The sequence below is a fragment of the Moritella sp. genome, assembly GCF_033791185.1.
Lineage (GTDB): Bacteria > Pseudomonadota > Gammaproteobacteria > Enterobacterales > Moritellaceae > Moritella.
Genome location: NZ_JASJHF010000073.1, coordinates 19,087 through 41,862 on the forward strand (window position 1 = coordinate 19,087; position 22,776 = coordinate 41,862).

A 22,776-nucleotide genomic window follows, 5' to 3' on the forward strand; every position below is an offset into this window, starting at 1 on the left:
TGTAACATATTACTCTCCAATTAATTGTCGACGCAATCCCGGTTCACTGGTATTTTCTGATAACCATATTGCTAAAAACGCCGAGGAAAATTCATGACTATCAATACCACCCAATACCAAATTATTATGATAAAAATAGCCTCGCCCATCGGCTTGGACTAAAAACACCAACTCATCACCGTCTTTTATATCTGGCCACATTGTTAATAACACTGGCAGCCATTCCTGGTAAGTCTCAGGCGTGAGGCCGAGTTTTAACCACTCTTTCTCAGTAACATCTACTAAGTCATCACTATAAATATCGCGTTTATAAATAATTTTTAGCGCTTGCGGATAACCCTGTGAGCGGTAATCACCGCTTTCGCTATATAGGGAGGCATGATAGAGGTCGAAAAAAAGCCAAGACATTTCACCTTGACCAATTTTTTTAAATTGTTGTGTAGGATCATTACTGGCGTAAACGGAAGTAGCTGTGAATATCAAGCTCACAGCCAACAATATAAGGTTAATTTGAGTGAGAACTGCCTTTGATTTCGTCATGCCCGCACATCCTATTTAATGAAGCTAGTAGTGTATATACGGGTAACAGGCTTGCCCAGATCACTGCCAATGCAAATAAACTCAACATTAAATGGCTATCTAAGCTCACCGCGCCAAGTTTAGCGCCGCCGTAATAACTTAACGCCCCAAAAATAGCTCCGAACAAACTGCATAAATACAGTGGTAATTTAGCTAACCAATTCAGCCCATGATTTAAGGTCACGGCAAAGTGCCCCCACAATAAAATCAACCACACAGGAATAAAAAAGGCTTCATCAAAAGTAAAAATACCCATATAAGTCAATAGGTAATCGCCTAAACAACCAACCGGCATTATTGTTACGACATTAATCAAGTCACTGAAACGAGTCGGTGAGAGCACAAAATGGAGACCCAGTGATAACAGCATCAGGGGAATTGCTTGTCCCGTATAAATCACCGCATAAAACCATATGGCTTGAAACCAAACAAAGTTTGACCAGTAAAACTTCTGTGAACTCAGTTGTATACGCATGTATCCTTCCTGTAATTCAATTAGCTACGGTATTCAGGTTTAACCGCAATCAGGTGCACGGTACTAATTTTACGCTCCAAAAATGCGCCTTCGCAGTAACTGAAATAGAATTTCCATAAGCGGATAAACGTATCGTCATAACCCAAGGTTCTAACCTGCGGCAGCGCAGTATCAAAGCGCTGATGCCAATGCTGTAATGTTTTAGCATAATCTTGGCCGATATCGTGTAAGCCGGTGATCATCATGTCAGTATGCGTGGCGACGTTATCAGCCATGACACTGATTGAAGGTAAACAACCACCAGGAAAAATATAGCGCTGAATAAAATCAACCCCTTTACGATAGCTATCATAACGTTGGTCAGCAATGGTAATAGATTGAATAAGCATTTTACCGTGCGGCTTTAAATGCTTGTTACAAGTGGTAAAGAAACTAGATAAATACTCGTGACCAACCGCTTCAATCATCTCAATAGAGACTAATTTATCGTACTCACCGCTCAGTGTACGGTAATCTTGTTTTAGCAAGGTGATTTTATCTGCTAGCCCCAGTGACTCAATACGTGCTTTGGCATAATCATGCTGCGCGTCAGAGATGGTTGTGGTGGTGACATGTACGCCATAATGTTGCGCCGCATAAATAGCCAGCGCCCCCCAACCCGTGCCAATCTCAAGTAATGTTTCACCTGCTTTTAAGTCCAAACGCTGACAGATCGTATCAATTTTGTGTAATTGCGCCTGTTCTAAATCCGCCTCGCTATGCGGATAAATTGCACTTGAGTACATCATCTCTTTATCAAGAAATTGCTCATACATATCATTACCCAGATCATAATGGGCTAAGATATTCTTTTTAGAACCGGACTCGGTGTTCTTACGTGCCTTATGATAAATCCAACTCGGTATCGCCAGCACACGAGCAAAACGTTTTTCTAAGTCATCAAGCACACCTTGCTCCCTAGCTAAGACTTGCACTACTTTGGTTAAATCAGGACTACTCCATAGGCCAGCCATATACGCTTCACCCGCCCCTATGCTGCCACCGAACATCATTTTTTTATAACAACTGGCATGATGAATAATGATCTTGCCGTGTAAATCAGAATCAACATCGCCTAATTGAAATTGCTCGCCGTTATCTTCAAAAATTAAACACGCGTTGGTCATTTTACTCAACATCGAGACAATTAATTTTTTTGCCATTTTATCCATGAAACCAACTGACTCAGTCATTTCATTTAATTGTATGTTTTCAGCTGACATTGGTTTTATCCTTTTTTGAATGCGCAATATAAGGCACGCCTTTGACGTATAATTTAAGTGCTTGCCAATAAATACCGAGTAGCGTTTTTAAGGTCATCATAGGTATCGAGAGCAGATTTTTTAACAGGTTCCTGTTGGTGAAGGCTTGTCGTGTCATTGCGACATTGGCACGAAAAAATTTATCATCCTCCAAACCGTGAGCACGACTTTCAAGACTCAAGCTAAGGTGCTCTGAAGGCGCTTTTATACGCCAATGGTATTTCATCTCTAAGTCCATGAAAGGCGATACATGAAAGGCCTTTTCACAGACTTGTGCATCTTGTAAATCAATTAAATAATAATGCCTTTCATTCCAAGGGGTATTACTTACTTCTGCTAGCAAGTAACTTAAGTCACCCGTTTCGTTGTAGCAGTAATAGGTATTAATAGGACTAAAATAAAGACCAAAACAACGCATTTGTCCGACAAAAAGCACACGGCCGAGTTTGTTATCACCACCTAATTCAACCACTTTATCCCAAATATCTTGTTTACTTATCTGGCTTTTATGGTGCAGATAGTCAGGTGCAAAAAAACGTAACGGTGCAAACCGATCTGTTTGAAAAAGTCGACCAATATTATTCAACTGTGGTAACTCATCCAAATCGATAGCTAAGAAAAAAATCTTATAACTAAATTTATGCTCTCGAGGTGAAAAACGTTGATGAAATACCTCGCCTTGATAAATACAAGAATGAATGATGTCACGAGTGTTCATAAGCTTGCCCCAAAGCGCTGACATACATCCAAAGCGCTGTTAACACCGTCTTCATGAAAGCCGTTATACCAATAAGCACCCGCAAAATGGGTATGCTGCTGGCCACAAATCAGCTCACGTTGTTGTTGCGCGGCAATACTCTTTTCATTAAAGATGGGGTGATCATACTGATAAACCCCCAATATTTTTTCGCTGTCAATTAAATCGCTTTGATTTAAGGTGACACAAAATGTGGGAGCACCATCAGGCAGGCATTGCAGAATGTTCATGTTATAAGTCAGTGCCGTCGGACGCTCATTATCACTATTCAAGTTATAGTTCCAGGCAGCCCAAGCCAACTTTTTCATCGGTAGCAGGCTGACATCAGTATGTAATACCACTTCATTGTTTTGATACTGTAAACCTGCGAGAACCATCTGCTCATTGTCAGAAATATCACTGAGCATCTGTTTCGCTTGATTACTGTGGCACGCTAAAATCACCTCATCAAACTCTTGCCATTCGCCATCGCTTACTTTTAAACGAATACCACTAGCTAAGCGTTCAACGCAAGTCACAGGGGAATTCAACTGAATTTTATCGCTGAAGCTTGCGGATAACGGGTCGATATACTGCTTAGAGCCACCCGGAATAACATACCATTGCGGACGATTGGTAATGCTTAACAAGCCATGGTTATAAAAAAAACCAATGAAGAAATGCAGCGGAAATGCCAACATATCTTGTAAACTTGATGACCAAATAGCCGCGCCCATTGGCAAAATATAATGATTGGCAAAGTAATCACTGAATTTATGCTCAGTAAGAAAGTCACCTAAGTTTTGCGCTTTATCGACGGTGTTATTTAACCAAAGTTCATTACATAAGCTATTAAAACGTAAGATGTGTTGGATCAATCTTAAAAATTTAGGGTTAAACAAATTACGACGTTGGGCGAATAAGGTATTGATATTAGTGCCGCTGTATTCCAACCCTGAGTCTTGATTGCTGACGCTGAAACTCATTTCAGTGGCTAAACGCCCCACGCCGATTTGTGCTAAAAGTTTTTCAAAGTTTGGATAGGTACGATCATTAAAGACAATAAATCCAGTGTCTATTTGCCAAGTTTTACCTGCAGCTTCGACGGTTTTAGTCGCCGTGTGTCCACCGATGTAATCACCCGCTTCAAATACGGTAATAGCATGCTGCTTATTAAGTAAATACGCACACGTTAAACCCGAGATTCCGGTTCCGACAATTGCTATTTTCTTCATTTTGATAACATCCTTGTAGAAATGGCACACCACCAGCGATCAGGTAATAGCGATAATGCTTTTAATATCAGAGTAAACTTCTTAGGAAAATGAATATCAAATACCCGTTTTTCTAAACCGCTGACGATCTCAACCGCAGCTTGTTGTGCGCTGATCTGCATTGGCATCGAAAAATCATTTTTGTCGGTGAGCGGCGTTTTAACGAACCCGGGGCTAACAAGGCTAACATCAATGTTTTGGCTTTTAAGATCAAGCGCCAATGTCCGTGCTAAATAAGCGATGGCAGCTTTACTGGCACCGTAAGCTTGCGCCCGTGAGAAGGGTAAGAAACTGGCACTTGAACCAACTAAGGCAAGCTGACCACCAGCAGGTATTTGTGGTAATAGCGCCGCTAAGCAATAGCCCGTGCCAATCAGGTTGGTATTCATGACCCGAGCAAATAATTGTCCATCGAAGTTTTTAACATCATCGATATACTCACAACTGCCGGCGTTCAAAATAACTAAATCAAGCCTACCAAGCTGTGCAAACTGTGTCATCACTTGCTGTTCATCACACAGGTCAACAGCAATGGTCGACACATTATCGTAAGCGGCAAGCTTAGCCAATTTGTCTTGCTGTCTGCCGCAGGCAATAACCACATAATTCAATGCTTGATAGTGTAAACACAGCGCCTCACCAATACCTGAAGTTGCACCGGTAATGAGTACTTTTTTCATTGGCTTGCTCGCTTCTTAATGGTTTTAATCACCGAGCCAAGCAAGGGTAAATGTTCATATAACATTTGTCCTAAATCTAAATAATCTCGATGCTTATCGATTTTGTCAGAAAACTGTAAATGAGATGCGCCGTCAACCGAGATACATTTGCCGCCATTAAGTTTAGGGTGGGCGTAGTCCATTTTCCATATAACGCATGCCTGCCCTTCTTTCTCGATTAATTGATGGATATGAAAGTTACAATAATCAATATTTTCATAGAGATGTTCAAAATAGCCGGTAAGCGAATTAATACCACTCACTTGATGCATTGCATCGATAAACACCACATCCTCACTATAAATATCTTTTAACAGCGCGAGGTTATGTTTATCAAGTGATTGGTAAATCCTACAAAAATCGTCTAACAGTGATGGCTTCATAAATAATCCTTTTTAATAGCCTCAGTAATTAATGCTTCACCTTTAATACCGAAAATGCATCTAACGCTCGTTGCCTTGCGAATTGATGATCAACGATAGGGTCAATCGGTAAATGTATGGCTTTATTACTGAGCTTTTGGCGTTCGTATAGATAAGTACGAATGAACTCGCCATTTGGATCAAATCTTTTACTTTGCAATGTCGGATTAAAAATGCGGAAGTAAGGTTGCGCATCGCAACCGGTGCTTGCAGCCCACTGCCAGCCGCCGTTATTGGAAGCAAAATCACCATCAATTAACTGCTGTTTAAAATAACTCTCGCCCCAACGCCAATCGATTAATAGATGCTTGCTAAGAAAGCTGGCGCAAACCATGCGTAAGCGATTGTGCATCCACCCCGTTTGATTTAGCTGCAACATGGCTGCATCGACTAGGGGATAGCCGGTTTGCCCATTGCACCAAGCTTTAAAGTCATCTGGATTATTCGACCAAATGACGTTGTTAGCAGCGCTTTTATAGTTAGCGCCTTTGCCTATTGAGGGGTTTAACACCATGATGTGGCGGTAAAAATCGCGCCATATTAATTCATTTAGCCAAATTGCAGGACCAGTTTCCGCGCTATCTAGAAGCCGTGGAAATGCCTGGAGTAAATAATAAACGCATTGCTTGCTGGTAATGAGGCCAATGGCTAATGCCGCGCCTAATTGTGATGTCGCCGATAGCGCAGGGAAATCACGTTTTTGGTGGTACTGGTCAACATGATTCTCTATGAACTGCTGTAATAATTGATGGACCCCTGATTCACAGGCAGGCCATGCATCACTGCACTTTTTAGCCAAATTAAAGCTAATGGGGGCGTTATTAACAGCAGTATTGTTGATCGTAGGCGCAGGATAAGGTTGTAGGTTTGTACTTTGTCTTAGTAGTTTTAAGCAAGCATTTTTAAACGGGGTGAATACTTTAAACATAGTGCCTTGCAGCGTCACGACTTCACCGGGATTAAGTAAACAATCGGCACGATACAGATTAAGCGTAATACCGGCATTTTGTACCGCAGTATCACGTGCTAATTCATTAATCTCGATTTCACTATTAGCATACACATTTGTAATATTAAATTCGTTACAAAAAGCCTGTAAACGCGAAGGGATTCGTTTAAAGTCTTCGACTTCAATAACATGTAACTTGATACCTAATTTTGCTAACGCGGTACTGAGATGATTAACCGCACGTTCCATAAAATCTAACTGTATTGGTGCAATATCATGTGCTAACCATTGTTGTGGGGTGACGAAATAAACCGCCATACAAGGGCCATTTAAGCTTGCTTGATATAGCGCTGGATTATCATTAATACGCAAGTCTTTACGAAACCATACAAGATCCATCTCATCACCATTTAAGTTAGTGGCTGTAACGTAATTTCAGTTCATCCGGATGTGGATGTAAATATATTTGCTGCACTAAATAGTCATCAGGATAAATTTTCAAATAGTGATTAATTAGCGTCAGCGGTGCCATTAATGGTAGTAAACCTTGGCGATACTTATCAATAATATCGGCTAGGTCAACCCGCTGATTACTATCAAGCTGGCGTTTAAAATAACCTTGCAAGTGAGATAGGGTATTAGTATGACTTTTGCGTGTAGGTAAGCAAGCTAACGTCTGCATGAACAATGCAATATACTTATCTGCAAGTACATCAATTGCCTCACCCGTGCCACTTAGCATAGGTCCAAGTTTATAATACAATTTGGCGTTGTGTGCCATTAGCAAATATTTATGCTGACTATGAAAAGCGATCAGTTTACTTAGTGTAATACCTGACTGTTTTAATGCTTGCCACTGATGATAAGCAAACACACGGGTAATAAAATTCTCACGCAATACCAGATCGTTTAAGCGACCGTCTTCTTCGACTGGCAATAGTGGGTGGTCTTTCATTACTTGCGCGGCAAATAAGCCGACCCCCTCACGTTGACCATCGTTAGTACCGGCTTTATAAAGCGTCACTCTCTCCATACCACAACTTGGCGACTTAGGACAAAAAATGTAACCACTTAAATGGGCCAAGTTGGCACTCGTTTTTTCAGAAAATTCGGTTAACTTATCGGTTACATCAAAACTGCCATCACTGGCAACAACGCGAATAATATCTGCATCTTTTACTAATCGAATTGCACGTCTCGGCGTACCCAAACCAATCGCCATTTCCGGACAAATAGGTTCAAATTCAAAGTAATTGGCCAGTATTTCTTGGCAATACTTGCTTTGTTTATGGCCACCATCAAAGCGCACTTTATGCCCCGCTAAACAGCTACTAATACCAACTTTAATCGGTGAGACTTGTTGCGTATCCATATTCAACATCCTTTAACATAATTAGTAAATAAGCTTACCTAACGGATTAAGTACCTTGCTCATACCGTGAATAAAATGCAACGGCGCATCCTGAACCGTATAACATAAACAGCCTTTTTTGGTTTTTGGTGAATGTTTAATATCGCCATCTAACAAAATAAAATCGCCTTTGCTATATGTGCCATATTCATCACTAAAACTACCATCTAACAGTAAGGTTAGTTCATAACCTTTGTGCTGATGTGTGGGGATTTCTCCACCCGCATTAATATGTAATAAACTTGATCGGACATTGTTTTCGTCAGTAACGACACGAGCGCGGTTAATCATCCCAAAACCAGCCCAGCTGAAATTTTTAAAAGAAGCAAATGCATTGGGGAGGTTAAACTGCTTGCCAACAATTTCAACACTTAAAATTGGTTTTGGCTTAATGATTAACGGTGCCACAGGTGTCGCTAGAATACCGTGCAACATGTCACTAAAGTCAACATGTTCGACAGTTTTACCACCCCAAAAATCTTCCGCTTGTAGTGCTTCCATCTCTTGTTGCAAACCTTGGCAATGTGGACACATTTCAATATGCGCACTAAGGCCAATCGATAACGAAAAAGGTAACTCACCAGCACAATACTGTGTTAACAAGCCTTCACTAGGGTGATGCTTAATCATGGTCAATCTCCAATTTCGACTTTAATTTAGAGATAGCCAAACGTAATCTTGACTTGACCGTCCCCAAAGGAATATTTAGTAAACTCGCCACTTCTTGCTGGCTTAATTCTTTTATCAATAACGCTTCGACAACCTCTTTTTGTTGCTTAGGCAAACAAGTAATGTGCGATAACAGCTGACCAGTAAGTAAATGATCATCTTCTACGGTTTGTTCTGCTTCGATCAACGGCCACAAATCATCACTGACTTGATCTTCTTTTTGAGTTTGCTGCTTACGTAACATATCAAAACAGTGGTTACGCATCACCGTATATATCCACGTACTCGCCTTACCTTTATCTGCATTAAATAATGCGGCCTTACGCCATACTAGTAACAGAGTATCTTGCACCAACTCTAACGCCTGTGCTTCTTGCCCGAAACGCTGCAGGCCAAAACCACGGATCTTCGGGGCGAAATGCTTGAACAACAGCTCAAAAGCCCTTTTATCTTGGTCATTGCCAACCGCAGTTAACGCTCGCTGAATATCGAGTTCAACATCGTCGGGGTCAATATAATGTAAATAAGTCAATCTATTATCCGCCGCAGTATTTGCAATACTTAACATTTATAACCCCTCTCGTATTACCAGCCTTATTGCACTGATTAATACGATTGGAATACTGAAAAGGATCACTATTATTTAAATAAACCTATGTTTAATAATAATCCATTAACATTCAAAATGTTATAAACAATCTTATAACACGGATAATCACTGTATTTAGTGCTTTGGGTAGTTGAAGCTACGGCTCTGAGCTAATGATTGACGTATATTAGTTCGCTAGTAGCAAAGCCACGCGCTTTGGCCATTGCTTTAAACGTTGTAATAATCTCAGGTGAGAGTTCAGGTGTTCTTGATAATAACCACAAATACGAATTATCAGGTCCTGAAACTGCGGCATATTGGTATTGCTCTTTATCTAAATAAAACACCACATAAGAACCATAGAAAGGACCAAAAAAGGACACTTTTAAATACCCCTCATCACTGCCATTAACAAAATAGGCACGACCATTGGCCTCTTGCCATTCGTTATCTTCAGTCGAATATCCACGATTAACGACTGCAACACCACCGTCTTCGCGCATTGAATATTCAGCGGTTACCTTATCAAGGCCACGTTCAAAAGAGTGATCTAATCTTGCCACTTCATACCATTTACCGAGGTAGCGATCTAACTCAAAATTGTTTACTGGGCTGACGTTGTTTGGCATCCCTGTGCACCCCGTTAGCAGTAATAATACAATCCATACACTTATAATTTTCATATTATACCCATCTCCATATAGTTCATATTATCTAATACGATACATAGTTAACTAAGGATCATTCTTGGTGTACTTAATTTGATCTTAATAGTTATTTAGCGGCACAAAAAAGCCTTACTCTAAATCTATTGTAATAACGGATTCAAAGTAAGGCTTATTGTCGTAATTATTATTTTAGTGCGATAAAATCTGATCTAAGAACAGTTTTAAACGATCAGATTGCGGGTTATCAAAGAATTCATGCGGTTCATTTTCTTCAATAATTTGTCCTGCATCCATAAAGATAACGCGATCCGCCACTTTCTTGGCAAAGCCCATTTCGTGAGTGACACAAATCATAGTGATACCTTCATCTGCCAGTTCAACCATGACGTCTAATACTTCCGATACCATTTCTGGATCGAGCGCTGATGTTGGCTCATCAAACAACATGATTTCGGGGTTAATACACAGGCAACGAGCAATCGCAACACGCTGTTGCTGACCACCAGAAAGCTGATTAGGGTACTTATGTGCTTGATCGGCAATCTTTACACGTTCAAGATATTCCATCGCAGTTTTAATCGCTTCATGGCGTGGCTTTTTATGTACCCAAGTTGGTGCTAACAATAAGTTCTCTAATACTGAAAGATGTGGGAACAAGTTAAAGTGTTGGAATACCATTCCCACTTGTGAGCGGATATGGCGCACCACTTTAACGTCTTCGATGAGGTTAGTACCGTTGATGTTAATCACCCCTTCCTGAAACTTTTCAAGATGGTTCAAACAACGAATAGTGGTGGATTTACCTGAACCAGACGGGCCACAAATAACCACTTTTTCGCCTTTCTTGATATTCAAATTAACGTCTTTAAGTACGTGAAAATCGCCATACCATTTATTAACGTCTTGCATGCTGATCATATATTCTTGTTCTGACATGATACTTCCTTATACCAATTACCTTACGTAAATGGTCAGTGTTAAGCTGTAAATTTACGGTAATTATTAATGTTCGGTATTATATCTACGTTCTATCACGCGCGAATATTGCGACATGCTAAAACAAAATAGCCAATAAATTAGAGTCACAAACACGTAGCCTTCGATTTCAAAACCAAGCCAACTGGTATCACTATTGGTCAGTGTTACCATCGCCAAGATATCGAATAAACCAATGATTAATACCAAGGTCGTATCTTTAAATAACGAGATGAATGAACCAACCAAGTTCGGAATTGAAATCTTTAATGCTTGCGGCAGAATAATTAAGATCATACCTTGCCAATAGGTCAAGCCTAATGACTCACTCGCTTCATATTGACCTCTTGGAATCGCTTGTAAACCACCACGGATCACTTCGGCAATATAAGCGGCTTGGAACAAGGTAATACCAATTAACGCACGTAATAACTTATCAAATTCGAGGCCATCGCTAAAGAATAACGGTAGCACGACCGATGCCATAAATAAGATAGTAATGAGCGGTACACCACGAATGAATTCGATAAAACCAACACATAAGGTTTTAACAATCGGCATGTTGTCTGACTGACGGCCTAGTGCCAATAAAATACCAATCGGGAATGAAGCAATAATCCCCACAGCGGCAACTAAAATAGTCAGCATCAAGCCACCCCATTTTTCAGTGCCAACGATTTCAAGTCCTAAGCCACCACGGATCAAAATAAAACATACCACTGGATACAACAGCATGCTGACAAATTTAATCTTGATACTGCTAAGGCGTGGTATGAAAAACACAAAGATGATACTGATGATAGCGACCAAATTAGGACGCCAATGCAAGGCTTCAGGGTAGAATCCATACATAAATTGATCGAACTTCTCGATAATAAATATCCAGCGTGCACCTTCTTTTACCACTTCTTCTTTAGTGCCACTCCATGTTGCATCAAAGATCATCCAATCGAGTAACGGCGGTAACGTCGTATAGATAAAGTACATAGCAAGCAGTGTTAATAGTGTATTGGGAATAGTAGAAAATAAATTCTCTCGTAACCAGAATACCAGCCCTTTACTCGTCGAAGGTGCAGGTTTGGCTTCTTTCATCGTATAAACAGCCATATTATCTTCCTTTAATTTCCATTCTTGCATTAACCCAATTCAGCAGCACCGAAATAACAATACTGAAAACAAGATACACAGCCATCGTCATTAAGATAATCTCAATAGCCTGCCCTACTTGATTAAGCGTCGTCCCAGAGAACAAGGTGACAATTTCTGGATAACCAATTGCAGTTGCCAGTGATGAGTTTTTCACTAAGTTAAGATATTGGTTAATAACCGGCGGGATAATCACGCGTAATGCTTGTGGTAAAACGACTTTACGCAAAATCACATGATCTTTTAAGCCTAATGATTTTGCTGCTTCTTTTTGACCTGGGGGTACAGCTTCAATCCCCGCACGTACAGCTTCAGCAATATAAGTAGCGGTATAGATACTTAACGCAAAAATAAGCGCAAGTAATTCCGGAATAATAGTTATTCCCCCCTTAAAGTTAAAACCTTTTAGCGCTGGATATTCAGCACTGATAGGTTGACCGGTAAGGAAAAATACCAGTAAAGGAGCAACGACAACGATAGCCAGAGAGACTTTAAATAATGGAAATTCTTCGCCTGTTAAGTCATGACGTTTAGTCGCCCATTTACCCAGAAAGATCACACTGATGCAAGCAAGCACAAACGCGATAAGGATAAAGCCACTGCCCGATTCAAAGATCGGATCTGGTACGATTAAGCCACGGTTATTAATAAAGATAGAGTCAAAATAAGAAATACTTTGACGCGGACTAGGCAGTGCAGCAAGCACCACGTTATACCAAAACAAAATTTGCAATAAAATGGGGATATTACGGAACGTTTCAATATAAACCAGTGACAATTTAGCAATTAAATAATTAGAAGATAAACGACCAATACCAACCAGTAAGCCAATAATCGTTGCGAAAAAAATACCAATAACGCCCACGAGTATGGTATTTAATATACCTACAATAAATACATCTAAAAAAGTTGAACTGGTATCATCATATGGAATAAGCGCTTGGCTGACACCAAAACCAGCTGTTTCGCCTAAAAATGAGAAACCAGTAGTGATACCCCTTTTTGCTACATTATCAAACATGTTATTAACGAAGTAAAAAATGCATAAAACCACAACCACTAAAGAAAGCACTTGGAAAATAATCGCGCGATTTTGGGGGCTGTTAAATAAACCGCTGGAGGTTGGGGGGAGTTTTGAATTATTCATAACAAAATAAACCTTTTAAAAAAGGGGGCCAAGCCCCCGATATACTTATGTCACTCCACATACCAACAGCTGATAACATGAAGCGACTGAAGTATTAATTTATCGAATTGGCATTGCGTACATCAAGCCACCTTTATTCCATAAATTATTGAGGCCACGGTCAATGTTAAGAGGTGAATTTTTACCTACATTATTTTCAAACATTTCTTCGTAGTTACCAACTTGCTTCACTATTTGGTAAGCCCAATCAGATTTAAGCCCTAAGTTTTCACCGGCTTTACCAGATACACCTAACAGACGTTTAACAGATGGATTCGCTGATTTTAATTGCTTATCAACATTGCTTGCTGTCACACCTAGCTCTTCAGCTTCGAGTGTTGCGAATAAGCTCCAACGAACGACGTTAAACCATTCATCATCACCTTGGCGAACAACAGGACCCAGTGGTTCTTTAGAAATGATATCCGGCAATACCACTGCTGATTTAGGATCATCTAATTTAATTCTTAAACCATATAACTGCGATGCATCAGAAGTAACGGCGTCACAACGACCTTTTTTGAAGGCATCGATTGTTTGACCAGATGTGTCAAAAGTAACGGCTTTATATTCCATGTTATTTGATTTGAAGTAATCAGTCAGGTTAAGCTCGGTTGTCGTACCCGCTTGAATACAAAAAGATGCGCCGTCTAACTCTTTCGCTGACGTGACACCTAAATCTTTATTAATTAAGAAGCCTTGGCCATCATAATAATTAACACCTGCAAAATTTAAACCCAGTGACGTATCACGCGTTGCAGTCCACGTTGATGCACGTGATAACAAATCAATCTCACCACTTTGTAATGCTGTAAAACGTTCTTTCGCAGTCAGTGGGATAAATTTAACTTTCGATGCATCACCTAATACCGCAGCGGCAACTGAACGACAAAAATCAACGTCGATACCTTTCCAAACGCCTTTTGAATCTGTTGCTGAGAAACCTGGGATCCCTGTAGAAACACCACAGTTTAATACGCCTTTTTTCATTACTTGCTCTAACGTAGCAGCATTAACTAAATTGGGTAGTGTTGATGCTAGACCTAGTATTAAAGCTATTTTTGTAACCTTCATATTAATTTCCTTGTCTATTTATTATTATTGTAATGTTGGTTTTAGTTGGCTAACTCGCCAGTTAAAAAGAGTTGCTTTCTCTGTTTCCTAAACACAAAATAAGCATAAGGCAATTTCTATACAACATCCACGAGATAACAACTGATTAACAAAAGCATTGATAAGTATTAGACACTTGTCACGAATTTAACACTAACTTAACATTGATGGGGTGGTTTTAGGTAGATAATACTTTATGGATATTCACTTTAAGGCTTTTATCCATATTTAATTCTATAATGGAAACTAATACACTATAAAGAACAGGTGCTTTTCCATCTGATAATTCACTGCCAAAACCTATCTAATATATTGATTTAAAAGATATGTTATGCATGTCTCTGGTTTTACATTGGTTGTCAGCCATCCTGATGAAAATCAAGCATAAAGGTAATAACACTCCCCCCTCGGCATTGCCTTAACAATGAAATTATCGTGCATATCCCCAAATTGTCATCCGATGAGTACCTCCTCTATTTTGCAGCAGGACTCGCATAAAAAGATTATTTATTACGCCAGAATATACAAAAGCACTGCCAAAGCAGTGCTAATTCACTATAAAAACTTAAACAAGTAACAATTGAATTAAGGTTCTTGACGTGTACTTGCTAATACTATTTCACGAATACAAACATCTTGTGGCTGTGCATAAGCAAATTCAATTGAACGTGCCACGTCATCGGGTGCAAGAATATTACCCATGGTTTCTTTCCAGGCTTCATAGCCTGCCTTAATTTCTGCTGATGTTGTATGTGACAACAATTCAGTTTCAACAGCACCCGGCGCAATAGTGATCACTCGCACATCTGACATTGCAACTTCTTCACGTACATTTTCAGTGATTGCATGAACAGCAAATTTAGTACCACAGTAAGCTGCATGTGCACCGAATGTTTTACGACCCGCAACAGAACTGATGTTAATGATAGTACCTGTATTACGTGCTTTCATTGGCGCAAGTACAGCCTGCATACCATTTAATAATGCAATCACGTTCACGTCGAACATTGTTTTGAACTCTTCAGCAGGTTGAGTATCAATTTGACCTAATAACATCATGCCAGCATTGTTCACTAATAAATCAGCAGGACCATATAACGCTTCAGCTTTAGCAAGTGCGGCATGAAACTCAGCGTGAACGGTTAAATCAACCTTTTCACATAAACAGTTTGGTAAGTCTAGCGCTTCCAACTTTTCAACACGACGAGCTACTAATAATAATGGATGACCAGCCGCGCTTAAACGCTTCGCTGTAGCTTCACCAATACCTGAACTTGCACCTGTGATAACGACTAATTTTTTCATTATATACTCTCTATTTTTAGAATAATGTTGATGATAACTTTTGATAATAATAGTTAAGGTTAAACGACAGCGATTAGCTGCGCACTCAATGACTACATAGTGAATGTATCGTGTCTATTAACGTTAGACCTAAGCACTCTTGAGCGGATGAAGAGAGTATATAGAAATGACTATTGTTGATATATACACAATAAAGAACATAACTGTTACGCTTTAAGCTACAATGAGATTGATACTTTATTCCTTACCCAACTTAATCTCTATAGGCACAGCAATGCAAAGTAGTTCTTCTCTTGCCGACATCCGCGCGTTTGTCACTATTGCACAGCAAGGTAGCTTTACTAAAGCCGCTGAAGTATTGCAATCATCCCGCGCGCATGTATCTCGGCAACTTGCTCAGCTCGAACAACAACTCGGTGTGCAATTAATTATTCGCACGACTCGAGCACAGCGACTCACGCCAATTGGCGAACAGTTTTTTCAGCAATGCCTGACATCATTGCAAACAATCAACCAAGCCGTGATAGCAGCGAAAGACGATACCGAACAATTACAGGGTAGTATCTGCATTAACTGTGTTGGTGGTGTGATTGGCGAGGATATTCTGGCGAACATTATCAGTGAGTTTAATTTACAGTACCCTGATATAGAGGTTGAACTGGACTTTAGTAGCCCACGCGTTGACTTGATTTCCGAGGCGTTTGATTTAGTGGTACGTATGGGTGAATTAGAAGATTCAGGCTTAGTGGCACGAAAACTCACTGACATTAAGGTGCAGGTGTTAGCCAGCCCTGATTATTTAGCCCAGCACCCTGTGATTCAGCACCCTAAAGATCTGGAACAGCATAATTGTTTAACTGGAAGTATCAAACGTTGGCGCTTTCATCAAAAATCAGTGCAACACAATAATGCACCAATACATGAATTAGAGATCAACGTTAACGGTAATTTTAGCTGTAAGAGTGGTCGCGCTTTAATTAACGCAGCCAAACATGGCAATGGTATTGTCCGTTTACCGGAATTGTATTGTGAAGATGAACTTAATAACAATACCTTAGCATCGGCTTTAATATCCGCCTCGGATGAAGAGCAGTGGCACTCACCTGATGTACCACTGTTCCTACTTTATCACCGCAATCGTTATCAGCCCGCACGCTTAAAGGTGTTGATTGATTTCATTTATCAGAAGTTTAAAGAAATTTAACTTCCCATTCACGCCCTATATACAGCATGACATTAATAAGTGCGACTATAATTAGACAATGTGTATAGCCTGATAATACCTATCACTCGATAATATTTATGCTAGTTAATATAGATGGTGAGATTAATTGCTATCACCATAGCTAGCATCAACAACCTCAACCTCACCACTGTTGTAGTCATAATTCATAACCAGTGTTGGCTGGCCACGCTGCATAAAGTGCAGTGCACGATATACGCAAGTACTTCCTGTGTACGTATAAGCGATATCAACATCAGCACTACTCAAATCGTCATCTATTACATAAGCAATGGTAAAACTGGTATCAGTGATCCCAGTCCACAATTCTTCACAAGCTGTAAAAGCGGGAGTTATTGTCCCAGAGGTAGAATAAGGATAACCAGTCGCAGTAGAGCTAACATCTCCGTCACCAAAACCAGCGAGATCCTCAACAGCACCACTATGCCCCTCAACTAACCAGCCGCTATGATATAATTTTACCGCACTTGCAAATGCGCCAAACTGCCCTCTAAGCGCAGCTCGATTAGCATCATCTTGCAAATTAACAAATTTAGGTATTGCAGTTGCAGCTAATACCCCTAATACAATAATGACAATCACTAATTCAATTAATGTAAAACCATTTATTCGACGCTTCATCATTTATCCTAAGAACCTAAGTTAATTTACTACCATCAAACCTTATAATGATAATTATATTGAAAACTCACCACAAACAAAACTAAATACCACTTAATAATATAAGTACAGTATAAATAATTAATAACATATGCATTAATTAGTATACAAAACTCAACATCGACACTCACCAGATGTACCACTATTCTGACTTTATCACCGAAATCGTTATCAGCCCGTACGCTTAAAAGTGTTGATCGACTTTATTTGTCAGCGTTTTAATCAATAATAAACATCCTTTTCATGAAAATGAGATGTTCGAATGAAAATTAAAATGCTCTTTCGAGCATTCGTGATTGAGATCAATTTATCAAAAACTATCTGCTTCATACTTATAAGTAGTTAATTGGCCTGCATATATGGATGAACTATGGGAAAGGTAACCCGTTTCAATACCGAAGTATTGATAATTGGTGGTGGTGCGACTGGCACGAGTATTATGCGCGATTGCGCATTGCGTGGCATAACCTGCATATTACTTGATAAAGGTGATATTGCTTCCGGCACAACAGGCCGTAATCATGGCTTATTGCACTCAGGCGCGCGCTATGCGGTCACCGATGGTGAATCGGCCCGTGAATGTATCCAAGAGAATAAGATCCTCAAGCATATCGCCAGCCATTGTATTGAAGAAACCAACGGATTATTTATTACCTTACCAGAAGATGATCTGGATTTTCAACATACCTTCATTACAGCTTGTGCAGGCGCAGGCATAGCAACGCAACGCCTGACGCCACAACAGGCGATTGAGCTCGAACCAAATGTTAATCACAGTCTACTCGGCGCCGTAAAAGTCCCCGATGGCACGCTTGATCCCTTTCGCTTATGCGCATCCAATGTTTTAGATGCCAAAAATCATGGTGCACAATTACTTACCTATTCAATGGTGACATCATTAATTCGTATTGGAGAACGTATCATCGGCGCGAAATGTATGAATACCCGCACCAATGAGCAATTTGAAGTGTATGCCCAAGAAGTGATTAATGCAGCAGGTATTTGGGGGAAAAACATTTGTCACTACGCAGATCTAAATGTGCAAATGCTACCTGCCAAAGGGTCATTATTAGTGTTCGAACATCGTATTAATGATCTGGTCATCAACCGCTGCCGTAAACCCGCCGATGCCGACATTTTAGTACCCGGTGACTCGATCTCACTCATCGGTACCACTTCCGAAAAAATTGATTATGACGATATAGATTCACTTAAAATCAGTGAAAAAGAAGTCAATATCCTAATTGAAGAAGGAGCTAAACTCGCGCCAATACTGGCACAAACTCGTATTTTACGCGCTTATGCAGGCGTACGACCACTCGTTGACGTCGGCGGTGGCGATGGCCGTAATATCAGTCGTGGCATTGTATTACTCGATCACGAACAGCGTGATGGCTTAGCAGGCTTTAGCAGTATTCTTGGCGGAAAATTAATGACCAGTCGCTTAATGGCCGAAATGACCACGGATCTTGTAGCAAGCAAGCTCGGTAATATCAGCAGCTGTACAACACATTTACAGCCACTACCAGGTTCTGTGATTACGACTGGAAATAAAAAACACAAATCTCAACAAGCCGTATTTACCACCACAGCTGCAACCCATCGCCACGGTGAAAATGCAGTTGCTACGTTTGATCAAAGCACCAAAGGTAAATCAATTGTTTGTGAATGTGAAATGGTGTCTGTTGGCGAAATTGAATACGCGATTAAGCAATTGGATGTGACCAATTTGGTCGATTTACGCAGACGTACTCGTCTCGGCATGGGGTCATGTCAAGGTGAATTATGTACCTACCGCGCTTCAAGTTTATTTTGTGATTTCGGCAATTGCACTGGTTATGAATCAAGTCAATTATTAATGCAATTTTTTGAAGAACGCTGGAAAGGCATTAAACCCGTGTTATTTGGTGACGCTCTACGAGAAGCCGAATTTACCTATTGGCTTTATGAAGGCCTATTTGGCGCAACGGATATTAATAAGCTCGGTGAAAAGCAAGCAGATAAGGAATATTATGAAATTTGATAGCATAATTATTGGCGGTGGTATTGCCGGTTATACCGCCGGATTACGCAGCCTCGAAGCTGGATTAAAAACAGCTATCATTTCCAATGGTCAAAGCGCCCTGCACTTTTCATCAGGTTCTATCGATCTACTTTCCCATACACCTACAGGTAAAGTAATCCGTAACCCAGCGGTGATTTTTGATAAATTTACCAATGAGTTTCCTCATCATCCTTACAGTAAAATTGGCAAAGAAAGCGTATTTAAATCCATGCAGTGGTATAAAGATTTACTCACTAACGCAGGTATTCCATTAACACAGCAAGACAACGGTGATAATCACTTCCGTATCACACCGCTTGGTACGTTAAAGTCGACATGGTTGTCACAGCCTTATGTACAACAACTGCCGATGCAACTTTCAAGGCATACTATCAAGCGTATTGTCGTCGTGCAAATTGATGACTTCCGCGACTTCAATGCCAAGATGGTTACCGATAGCCTCACGCAGTTACCGGAATTTAACGATGTTGAAATCAGTCATACCAGTATTGCAATTGAGGGATTCTCAGGGCTTAAGCGCAACGCGTGCGAACTTCGCTCCATTGATATCGCTCGTATCTTAACTAACGATAATGAAATAGAAGCATTAGCGAATAAATTATCAGCCATCGCAACCCCTGACGATATCGTCATCATACCAGCTATTACAGGCAACGGCTTGGGGCTTGAAACGCTCAACAAATTACATACACTCACTAATTTAACCTTTCACGAAGTACCGACCATGCCACCGTCAATGTTAGGTATCCGCCTTGAAGAGACCATGATTGATTTATTTATCAAACGTGGAGGGATGTTATTAAAAGGCGACCAAGTCACCCATGGTGATATAGCTAAAGACGCCAGCAATAGTGGAGAGTTAAGCCTTAAACGCATTTATACCCGTAATTTAGAAAGCATGCCGCTATCCGCCGACCACTTCATTTTCGCATCCGGCAGTTTCTTTAATAAAGGGCTTATAGGACATCATGACAAGTTACAAGAGCCTGTGTTTGATTTAGACATGAACAGCCTTGAGGAACGCAATACCTGGTACAACCCGCAGTTTTTTGCGGCTAATTCACAACCTTTCTTATCGCTGGGCATTAAAACGAACCATCACTTCAACCCTATGATTAAAGGTAAAGTGATCAATAATCTATTTTGTGCGGGATCAAACTTGGGTGGCTATGACCCCGTAGCAGAAGGAAATGGCAGTGGCGTAGCAATCAGTACCGCTTATCATGCTGTTAATAAGCTATTGCTGCAGCGTACGCCAGAACAGTATTCACAACAACACACCAGCTTAGCATAAGGAGCAATACCATGGATTTAGTATCAACACGTTTTGAAAAATGCATCAAGTGTACCATCTGTACCGTGTACTGCCCTGTTGCCAAAGCCAACCCCAATTATCCAGGTCCAAAAGAATCAGGTCCCGATGGCGAACGACTCAGAATCAAAAGCCCAGAGTATTATGATGAAGCTTTAAAGTTATGTACCAACTGTAAACGCTGTGAGACAGCCTGCCCATCCAACGTCAATGTAGGCGATATTATTGCGGTTGCACGTGGTAAGTTTGAGAAGAAAAAAATAAACCCTAAATTAATGCGTGACTATATTTTAAGTCACACCGATTTATTCGGAACACTTTCTACACCAGTCGCGCCTTTGGTTAACAAGATCACCGATTCAAAAATAATTAAAACCATCATGGATAAAACCGTTGCCATCGATAAGCACAAATCATTACCTAAGTATGCTTTTGGTTCATTTAGACACTGGTATAAAAAACAAGCCGATCGCCAAACACAGTTTGAACGCCAAATCAGTTATTTTCATGGCTGCTATGTTAACTACAACAACCCACAACTGGGTAAAGATTTAGTGAAAGTACTCAATGCGATGAATATCGGTGTCAAATTATTGAAGAAAGAAAAATGCTGTGGTGTACCGCTCATCGCTAATGGTTTCCATGACAAAGCCCGTAAGAATGCCCAGTTTAATGTCAAGCATATGACCGATGCTGTCGAGCAATTTAACACTCCTATTCTGTCCACATCATCCACGTGTTCGTTGACGTTAAAACAAGAATACCCACATGTATTAAACGTAGATAACAGCAAGATCGCCAATAAACTTGAATTCATTACCTCATTTTTATTACGCGAGTTTATGAATGGCAATATGCCAGAGCTAAAGCCCGTACATAAAACGATTGTCTACCATACACCTTGTCATTTAGAACGCAGCGGTTTGGCAATTTTTACTATTGAATTGTTGCGCTCAATCCCCGGTTTAACGGTCACTGTACTTAATAGTGAATGCTGCGGCTCTGCAGGTACCTACGGATTTAAAAAAGAAAACTACGACGTGTCGATGAAAATAGGCAAGAATTTGTTTGAGCAAATCAGAAACTCAAATGCTGACTTTGCAATTACAGATTGTGAAACATGCAAATGGCAAATTGAAGAGAATACTGACTTAGAAACTATCCATCCGGTAAGTTTATTAGCGCAGTGTTTACCTGCATAGGATGAAAAAGGCAGCCGAATAAACAGACTTAAAACCCATTAGTTTTCCTAATCCTGACGATTAAATTATTTCGCTATAAAAATACTTTTAAGTGGTTATAATGCAGTCAAATCGTAAGGTTAGAGCTAATTAAACATAATTATCTCTTATCTATGACTCTTAGGTAAACTAATTAGAAAAGGTGGGTATTATGACAACTACGACGATGAAAATCACGACGGCTATGACTATCACAACTATCATGGCAAAAATATTGGCTGCTTATGGACGTTCATTTGTAGAACTGTATAACCGCGATAATAAATTATGAAGATAATATCTGTCAGTAACGAGTCTATTCGATCGCTACTGACAGATGCATTTAACGCTTAATCGTTAAATGAACGTACAATCCAAGCTCGGAACGTACGACCTTTCAATTTACCTTTACCAATCTTCTGCACTGCCGCTTTCGCCACTTTACTGTCAACAGCAACATAGGCACAGTTGTCAAACAGTTGAATTTTACCAACTAATTTCCCATCAATGCCGTCTTTACCTGTTAATGCACCGAGAATATCACCGGCACGTACTTTCTGCTTTTTACCACCATCAATACGGATACATTCCATTGGTGGCATCATTGGTGTTTCATTTAAGATACTTGCAGGCGGTAATGCGTCTGGTGTGATCATACCAAAACGATCTTCAAGCTGTGCAACTTGATAACCTTCCTTATCATCAAATAAAGTACAAGCAATACCTTTACTACCAGCACGGCCAGTACGACCAATACGG

At 40.2% G+C, this 22,776-nt stretch carries 23 protein-coding genes; 4 read left to right on the top strand and 19 right to left on the bottom strand.

Features of this window, described 5'->3' with window-relative positions; translation table 11 throughout:
* Positions 1–9: 9 nt before the first annotated feature.
* The 17 genes from QNK26_RS04485 to QNK26_RS04565 all read right to left on the bottom strand — a co-directional run bounded on the left by QNK26_RS04485 (position 10) and on the right by QNK26_RS04565 (position 15,517).
* Positions 10–540: a chalcone isomerase family protein gene (locus QNK26_RS04485; protein WP_319221075.1), complete on the bottom strand. Its 531-nt coding sequence runs from the start codon at positions 538–540 to the stop codon at positions 10–12.
* The gene (locus tag QNK26_RS04490; RefSeq protein ID WP_319221076.1) at positions 506–1,054 is read right to left on the bottom strand and encodes a DUF2878 domain-containing protein; all 549 of its coding nucleotides are present in this window, start codon (positions 1,052–1,054) and stop codon (positions 506–508) included. Before QNK26_RS04490 ends, QNK26_RS04485 begins: the two co-directional genes overlap by 35 nt.
* A 20-nt stretch (positions 1,055–1,074) precedes the next feature.
* The gene (locus tag QNK26_RS04495; protein WP_319221077.1) at positions 1,075–2,316 is read right to left on the bottom strand and encodes a cyclopropane-fatty-acyl-phospholipid synthase family protein; all 1,242 of its coding nucleotides are present in this window, start codon (positions 2,314–2,316) and stop codon (positions 1,075–1,077) included.
* Positions 2,306–3,073, bottom strand: a complete 768-nt coding sequence (locus tag QNK26_RS04500) for a DUF1365 domain-containing protein (protein ID WP_319221078.1) — start codon at positions 3,071–3,073, stop codon at positions 2,306–2,308. Before QNK26_RS04500 ends, QNK26_RS04495 begins: the two co-directional genes overlap by 11 nt.
* A complete protein-coding gene (locus QNK26_RS04505; RefSeq protein ID WP_319221080.1) occupies positions 3,070–4,326 on the bottom strand; it encodes an NAD(P)/FAD-dependent oxidoreductase in 1,257 nt (418 codons plus the stop codon). Before QNK26_RS04505 ends, QNK26_RS04500 begins: the two co-directional genes overlap by 4 nt.
* A complete protein-coding gene (locus tag QNK26_RS04510) occupies positions 4,323–5,045 on the bottom strand; it encodes an SDR family NAD(P)-dependent oxidoreductase (protein ID WP_319221082.1) in 723 nt (240 codons plus the stop codon). The genes QNK26_RS04505 and QNK26_RS04510 overlap by 4 nt, the downstream gene beginning before the upstream one ends.
* Entirely contained in the window at positions 5,042–5,467 is a 426-nt protein-coding gene (locus tag QNK26_RS04515) for a nuclear transport factor 2 family protein (RefSeq protein WP_319221083.1), read from the bottom strand. The genes QNK26_RS04510 and QNK26_RS04515 overlap by 4 nt, the downstream gene beginning before the upstream one ends.
* 28 nt (positions 5,468–5,495) lie before the next feature.
* Positions 5,496–6,854: a deoxyribodipyrimidine photo-lyase gene (gene phrB, locus QNK26_RS04520; protein WP_319221084.1), complete on the bottom strand. Its 1,359-nt coding sequence runs from the start codon at positions 6,852–6,854 to the stop codon at positions 5,496–5,498.
* 16 nt (positions 6,855–6,870) lie between these two features.
* Complete coding sequence (locus tag QNK26_RS04525; protein ID WP_319221085.1) at positions 6,871–7,827, bottom strand: DUF523 and DUF1722 domain-containing protein; 957 nt, start codon at positions 7,825–7,827, stop codon at positions 6,871–6,873.
* 21 nt (positions 7,828–7,848) lie between these two features.
* Positions 7,849–8,496 carry a ChrR family anti-sigma-E factor gene (locus tag QNK26_RS04530; RefSeq protein WP_319221086.1) on the bottom strand — a complete coding sequence of 216 codons (648 nt, stop codon included), beginning with the start codon at positions 8,494–8,496 and terminating at the stop codon, positions 7,849–7,851.
* Entirely contained in the window at positions 8,489–9,103 is a 615-nt protein-coding gene (locus QNK26_RS04535; RefSeq protein WP_319221088.1) for a sigma-70 family RNA polymerase sigma factor, read from the bottom strand. The genes QNK26_RS04530 and QNK26_RS04535 overlap by 8 nt, the downstream gene beginning before the upstream one ends.
* A gap of 191 nt (positions 9,104–9,294) precedes the next feature.
* Complete coding sequence (locus QNK26_RS04540) at positions 9,295–9,807, bottom strand: lipocalin family protein (RefSeq protein WP_319221090.1); 513 nt, start codon at positions 9,805–9,807, stop codon at positions 9,295–9,297.
* Positions 9,808–9,981: 174 nt separating this feature from the next.
* Positions 9,982–10,728 (bottom strand): amino acid ABC transporter ATP-binding protein, encoded by a 747-nt coding sequence (locus QNK26_RS04545; RefSeq protein WP_413816348.1) that lies wholly within the window; start codon positions 10,726–10,728, stop codon positions 9,982–9,984.
* Positions 10,729–10,794: 66 nt separating this feature from the next.
* A complete protein-coding gene (locus QNK26_RS04550) occupies positions 10,795–11,874 on the bottom strand; it encodes an amino acid ABC transporter permease (RefSeq protein ID WP_319221092.1) in 1,080 nt (359 codons plus the stop codon).
* A gap of 1 nt (position 11,875) precedes the next feature.
* On the bottom strand, positions 11,876–13,060 hold the full coding sequence (locus QNK26_RS04555; protein ID WP_319221093.1) for an amino acid ABC transporter permease: 1,185 nt from the start codon (positions 13,058–13,060) through the stop codon (positions 11,876–11,878).
* Positions 13,061–13,159: 99 nt separating this feature from the next.
* A complete protein-coding gene (locus tag QNK26_RS04560; protein WP_319221094.1) occupies positions 13,160–14,173 on the bottom strand; it encodes an amino acid ABC transporter substrate-binding protein in 1,014 nt (337 codons plus the stop codon).
* Positions 14,174–14,797: 624 nt separating this feature from the next.
* Positions 14,798–15,517: an SDR family oxidoreductase gene (locus QNK26_RS04565; protein WP_319221096.1), complete on the bottom strand. Its 720-nt coding sequence runs from the start codon at positions 15,515–15,517 to the stop codon at positions 14,798–14,800.
* Positions 15,518–15,791: 274 nt separating this feature from the next.
* Here QNK26_RS04565 and QNK26_RS04570 point away from each other — a divergent pair, with 274 nt between their 5' ends.
* Entirely contained in the window at positions 15,792–16,721 is a 930-nt protein-coding gene (locus QNK26_RS04570) for a LysR family transcriptional regulator (protein WP_319221098.1), read from the top strand.
* A 123-nt stretch (positions 16,722–16,844) separates the two neighbouring features.
* Here QNK26_RS04570 and QNK26_RS04575 read toward each other — a convergent pair whose 3' ends face one another.
* Positions 16,845–17,384, bottom strand: coding sequence for a type II secretion system protein (locus QNK26_RS04575; protein ID WP_319221099.1), 540 nt, complete (start codon positions 17,382–17,384; stop codon positions 16,845–16,847).
* A gap of 406 nt (positions 17,385–17,790) precedes the next feature.
* Here QNK26_RS04575 and glpA point away from each other — a divergent pair, with 406 nt between their 5' ends.
* From glpA to glpC, 3 genes are read left to right on the top strand one after another with little or no spacing between them, the layout of a single operon-like run.
* Positions 17,791–19,443: an anaerobic glycerol-3-phosphate dehydrogenase subunit A gene (glpA, locus tag QNK26_RS04580; protein WP_319221100.1), complete on the top strand. Its 1,653-nt coding sequence runs from the start codon at positions 17,791–17,793 to the stop codon at positions 19,441–19,443.
* Positions 19,433–20,779 (top strand): glycerol-3-phosphate dehydrogenase subunit GlpB, encoded by a 1,347-nt coding sequence (glpB, locus tag QNK26_RS04585; RefSeq protein WP_319221101.1) that lies wholly within the window; start codon positions 19,433–19,435, stop codon positions 20,777–20,779. The genes glpA and glpB overlap by 11 nt, the downstream gene beginning before the upstream one ends.
* An 11-nt stretch (positions 20,780–20,790) precedes the next feature.
* The gene (gene glpC, locus QNK26_RS04590; protein WP_319221102.1) at positions 20,791–21,999 is read left to right on the top strand and encodes an anaerobic glycerol-3-phosphate dehydrogenase subunit GlpC; all 1,209 of its coding nucleotides are present in this window, start codon (positions 20,791–20,793) and stop codon (positions 21,997–21,999) included.
* Positions 22,000–22,367: 368 nt separating this feature from the next.
* Here the strand turns inward: glpC and QNK26_RS04595 are convergent.
* A partial coding sequence (locus QNK26_RS04595; protein WP_319221104.1) for a DbpA RNA binding domain-containing protein occupies positions 22,368–22,776 on the bottom strand: 409 nt, incomplete at its 5' end.

Excerpts from the sequence above, each read along its gene's own strand:
- QNK26_RS04485 (WP_319221075.1), bottom strand. The coding sequence starts at position 540 with ATGACGAAATCAAAGGCAGTTCTCACTCAAATTAACCTTATATTGTTG.
- QNK26_RS04490 (WP_319221076.1), bottom strand. The coding sequence starts at position 1,054 with ATGCGTATACAACTGAGTTCACAGAAGTTTTACTGGTCAAACTTTGTT.
- QNK26_RS04495 (WP_319221077.1), bottom strand. The coding sequence starts at position 2,316 with ATGTCAGCTGAAAACATACAATTAAATGAAATGACTGAGTCAGTTGGT.
- QNK26_RS04500 (WP_319221078.1), bottom strand. The coding sequence starts at position 3,073 with ATGAACACTCGTGACATCATTCATTCTTGTATTTATCAAGGCGAGGTA.
- QNK26_RS04505 (WP_319221080.1), bottom strand. The coding sequence starts at position 4,326 with ATGAAGAAAATAGCAATTGTCGGAACCGGAATCTCGGGTTTAACGTGT.
- QNK26_RS04510 (WP_319221082.1), bottom strand. The coding sequence starts at position 5,045 with ATGAAAAAAGTACTCATTACCGGTGCAACTTCAGGTATTGGTGAGGCG.
- QNK26_RS04515 (WP_319221083.1), bottom strand. The coding sequence starts at position 5,467 with ATGAAGCCATCACTGTTAGACGATTTTTGTAGGATTTACCAATCACTT.
- phrB (WP_319221084.1), bottom strand. The coding sequence starts at position 6,854 with ATGGATCTTGTATGGTTTCGTAAAGACTTGCGTATTAATGATAATCCA.
- QNK26_RS04525 (WP_319221085.1), bottom strand. The coding sequence starts at position 7,827 with ATGGATACGCAACAAGTCTCACCGATTAAAGTTGGTATTAGTAGCTGT.
- QNK26_RS04530 (WP_319221086.1), bottom strand. The coding sequence starts at position 8,496 with ATGATTAAGCATCACCCTAGTGAAGGCTTGTTAACACAGTATTGTGCT.
- QNK26_RS04535 (WP_319221088.1), bottom strand. The coding sequence starts at position 9,103 with ATGTTAAGTATTGCAAATACTGCGGCGGATAATAGATTGACTTATTTA.
- QNK26_RS04540 (WP_319221090.1), bottom strand. The coding sequence starts at position 9,807 with ATGAAAATTATAAGTGTATGGATTGTATTATTACTGCTAACGGGGTGC.
- QNK26_RS04545 (WP_413816348.1), bottom strand. The coding sequence starts at position 10,728 with ATGTCAGAACAAGAATATATGATCAGCATGCAAGACGTTAATAAATGG.
- QNK26_RS04550 (WP_319221092.1), bottom strand. The coding sequence starts at position 11,874 with ATGGCTGTTTATACGATGAAAGAAGCCAAACCTGCACCTTCGACGAGT.
- QNK26_RS04555 (WP_319221093.1), bottom strand. The coding sequence starts at position 13,060 with ATGAATAATTCAAAACTCCCCCCAACCTCCAGCGGTTTATTTAACAGC.
- QNK26_RS04560 (WP_319221094.1), bottom strand. The coding sequence starts at position 14,173 with ATGAAGGTTACAAAAATAGCTTTAATACTAGGTCTAGCATCAACACTA.
- QNK26_RS04565 (WP_319221096.1), bottom strand. The coding sequence starts at position 15,517 with ATGAAAAAATTAGTCGTTATCACAGGTGCAAGTTCAGGTATTGGTGAA.
- QNK26_RS04570 (WP_319221098.1), top strand. The coding sequence starts at position 15,792 with ATGCAAAGTAGTTCTTCTCTTGCCGACATCCGCGCGTTTGTCACTATT.
- QNK26_RS04575 (WP_319221099.1), bottom strand. The coding sequence starts at position 17,384 with ATGATGAAGCGTCGAATAAATGGTTTTACATTAATTGAATTAGTGATT.
- glpA (WP_319221100.1), top strand. The coding sequence starts at position 17,791 with ATGGGAAAGGTAACCCGTTTCAATACCGAAGTATTGATAATTGGTGGT.
- glpB (WP_319221101.1), top strand. The coding sequence starts at position 19,433 with ATGAAATTTGATAGCATAATTATTGGCGGTGGTATTGCCGGTTATACC.
- glpC (WP_319221102.1), top strand. The coding sequence starts at position 20,791 with ATGGATTTAGTATCAACACGTTTTGAAAAATGCATCAAGTGTACCATC.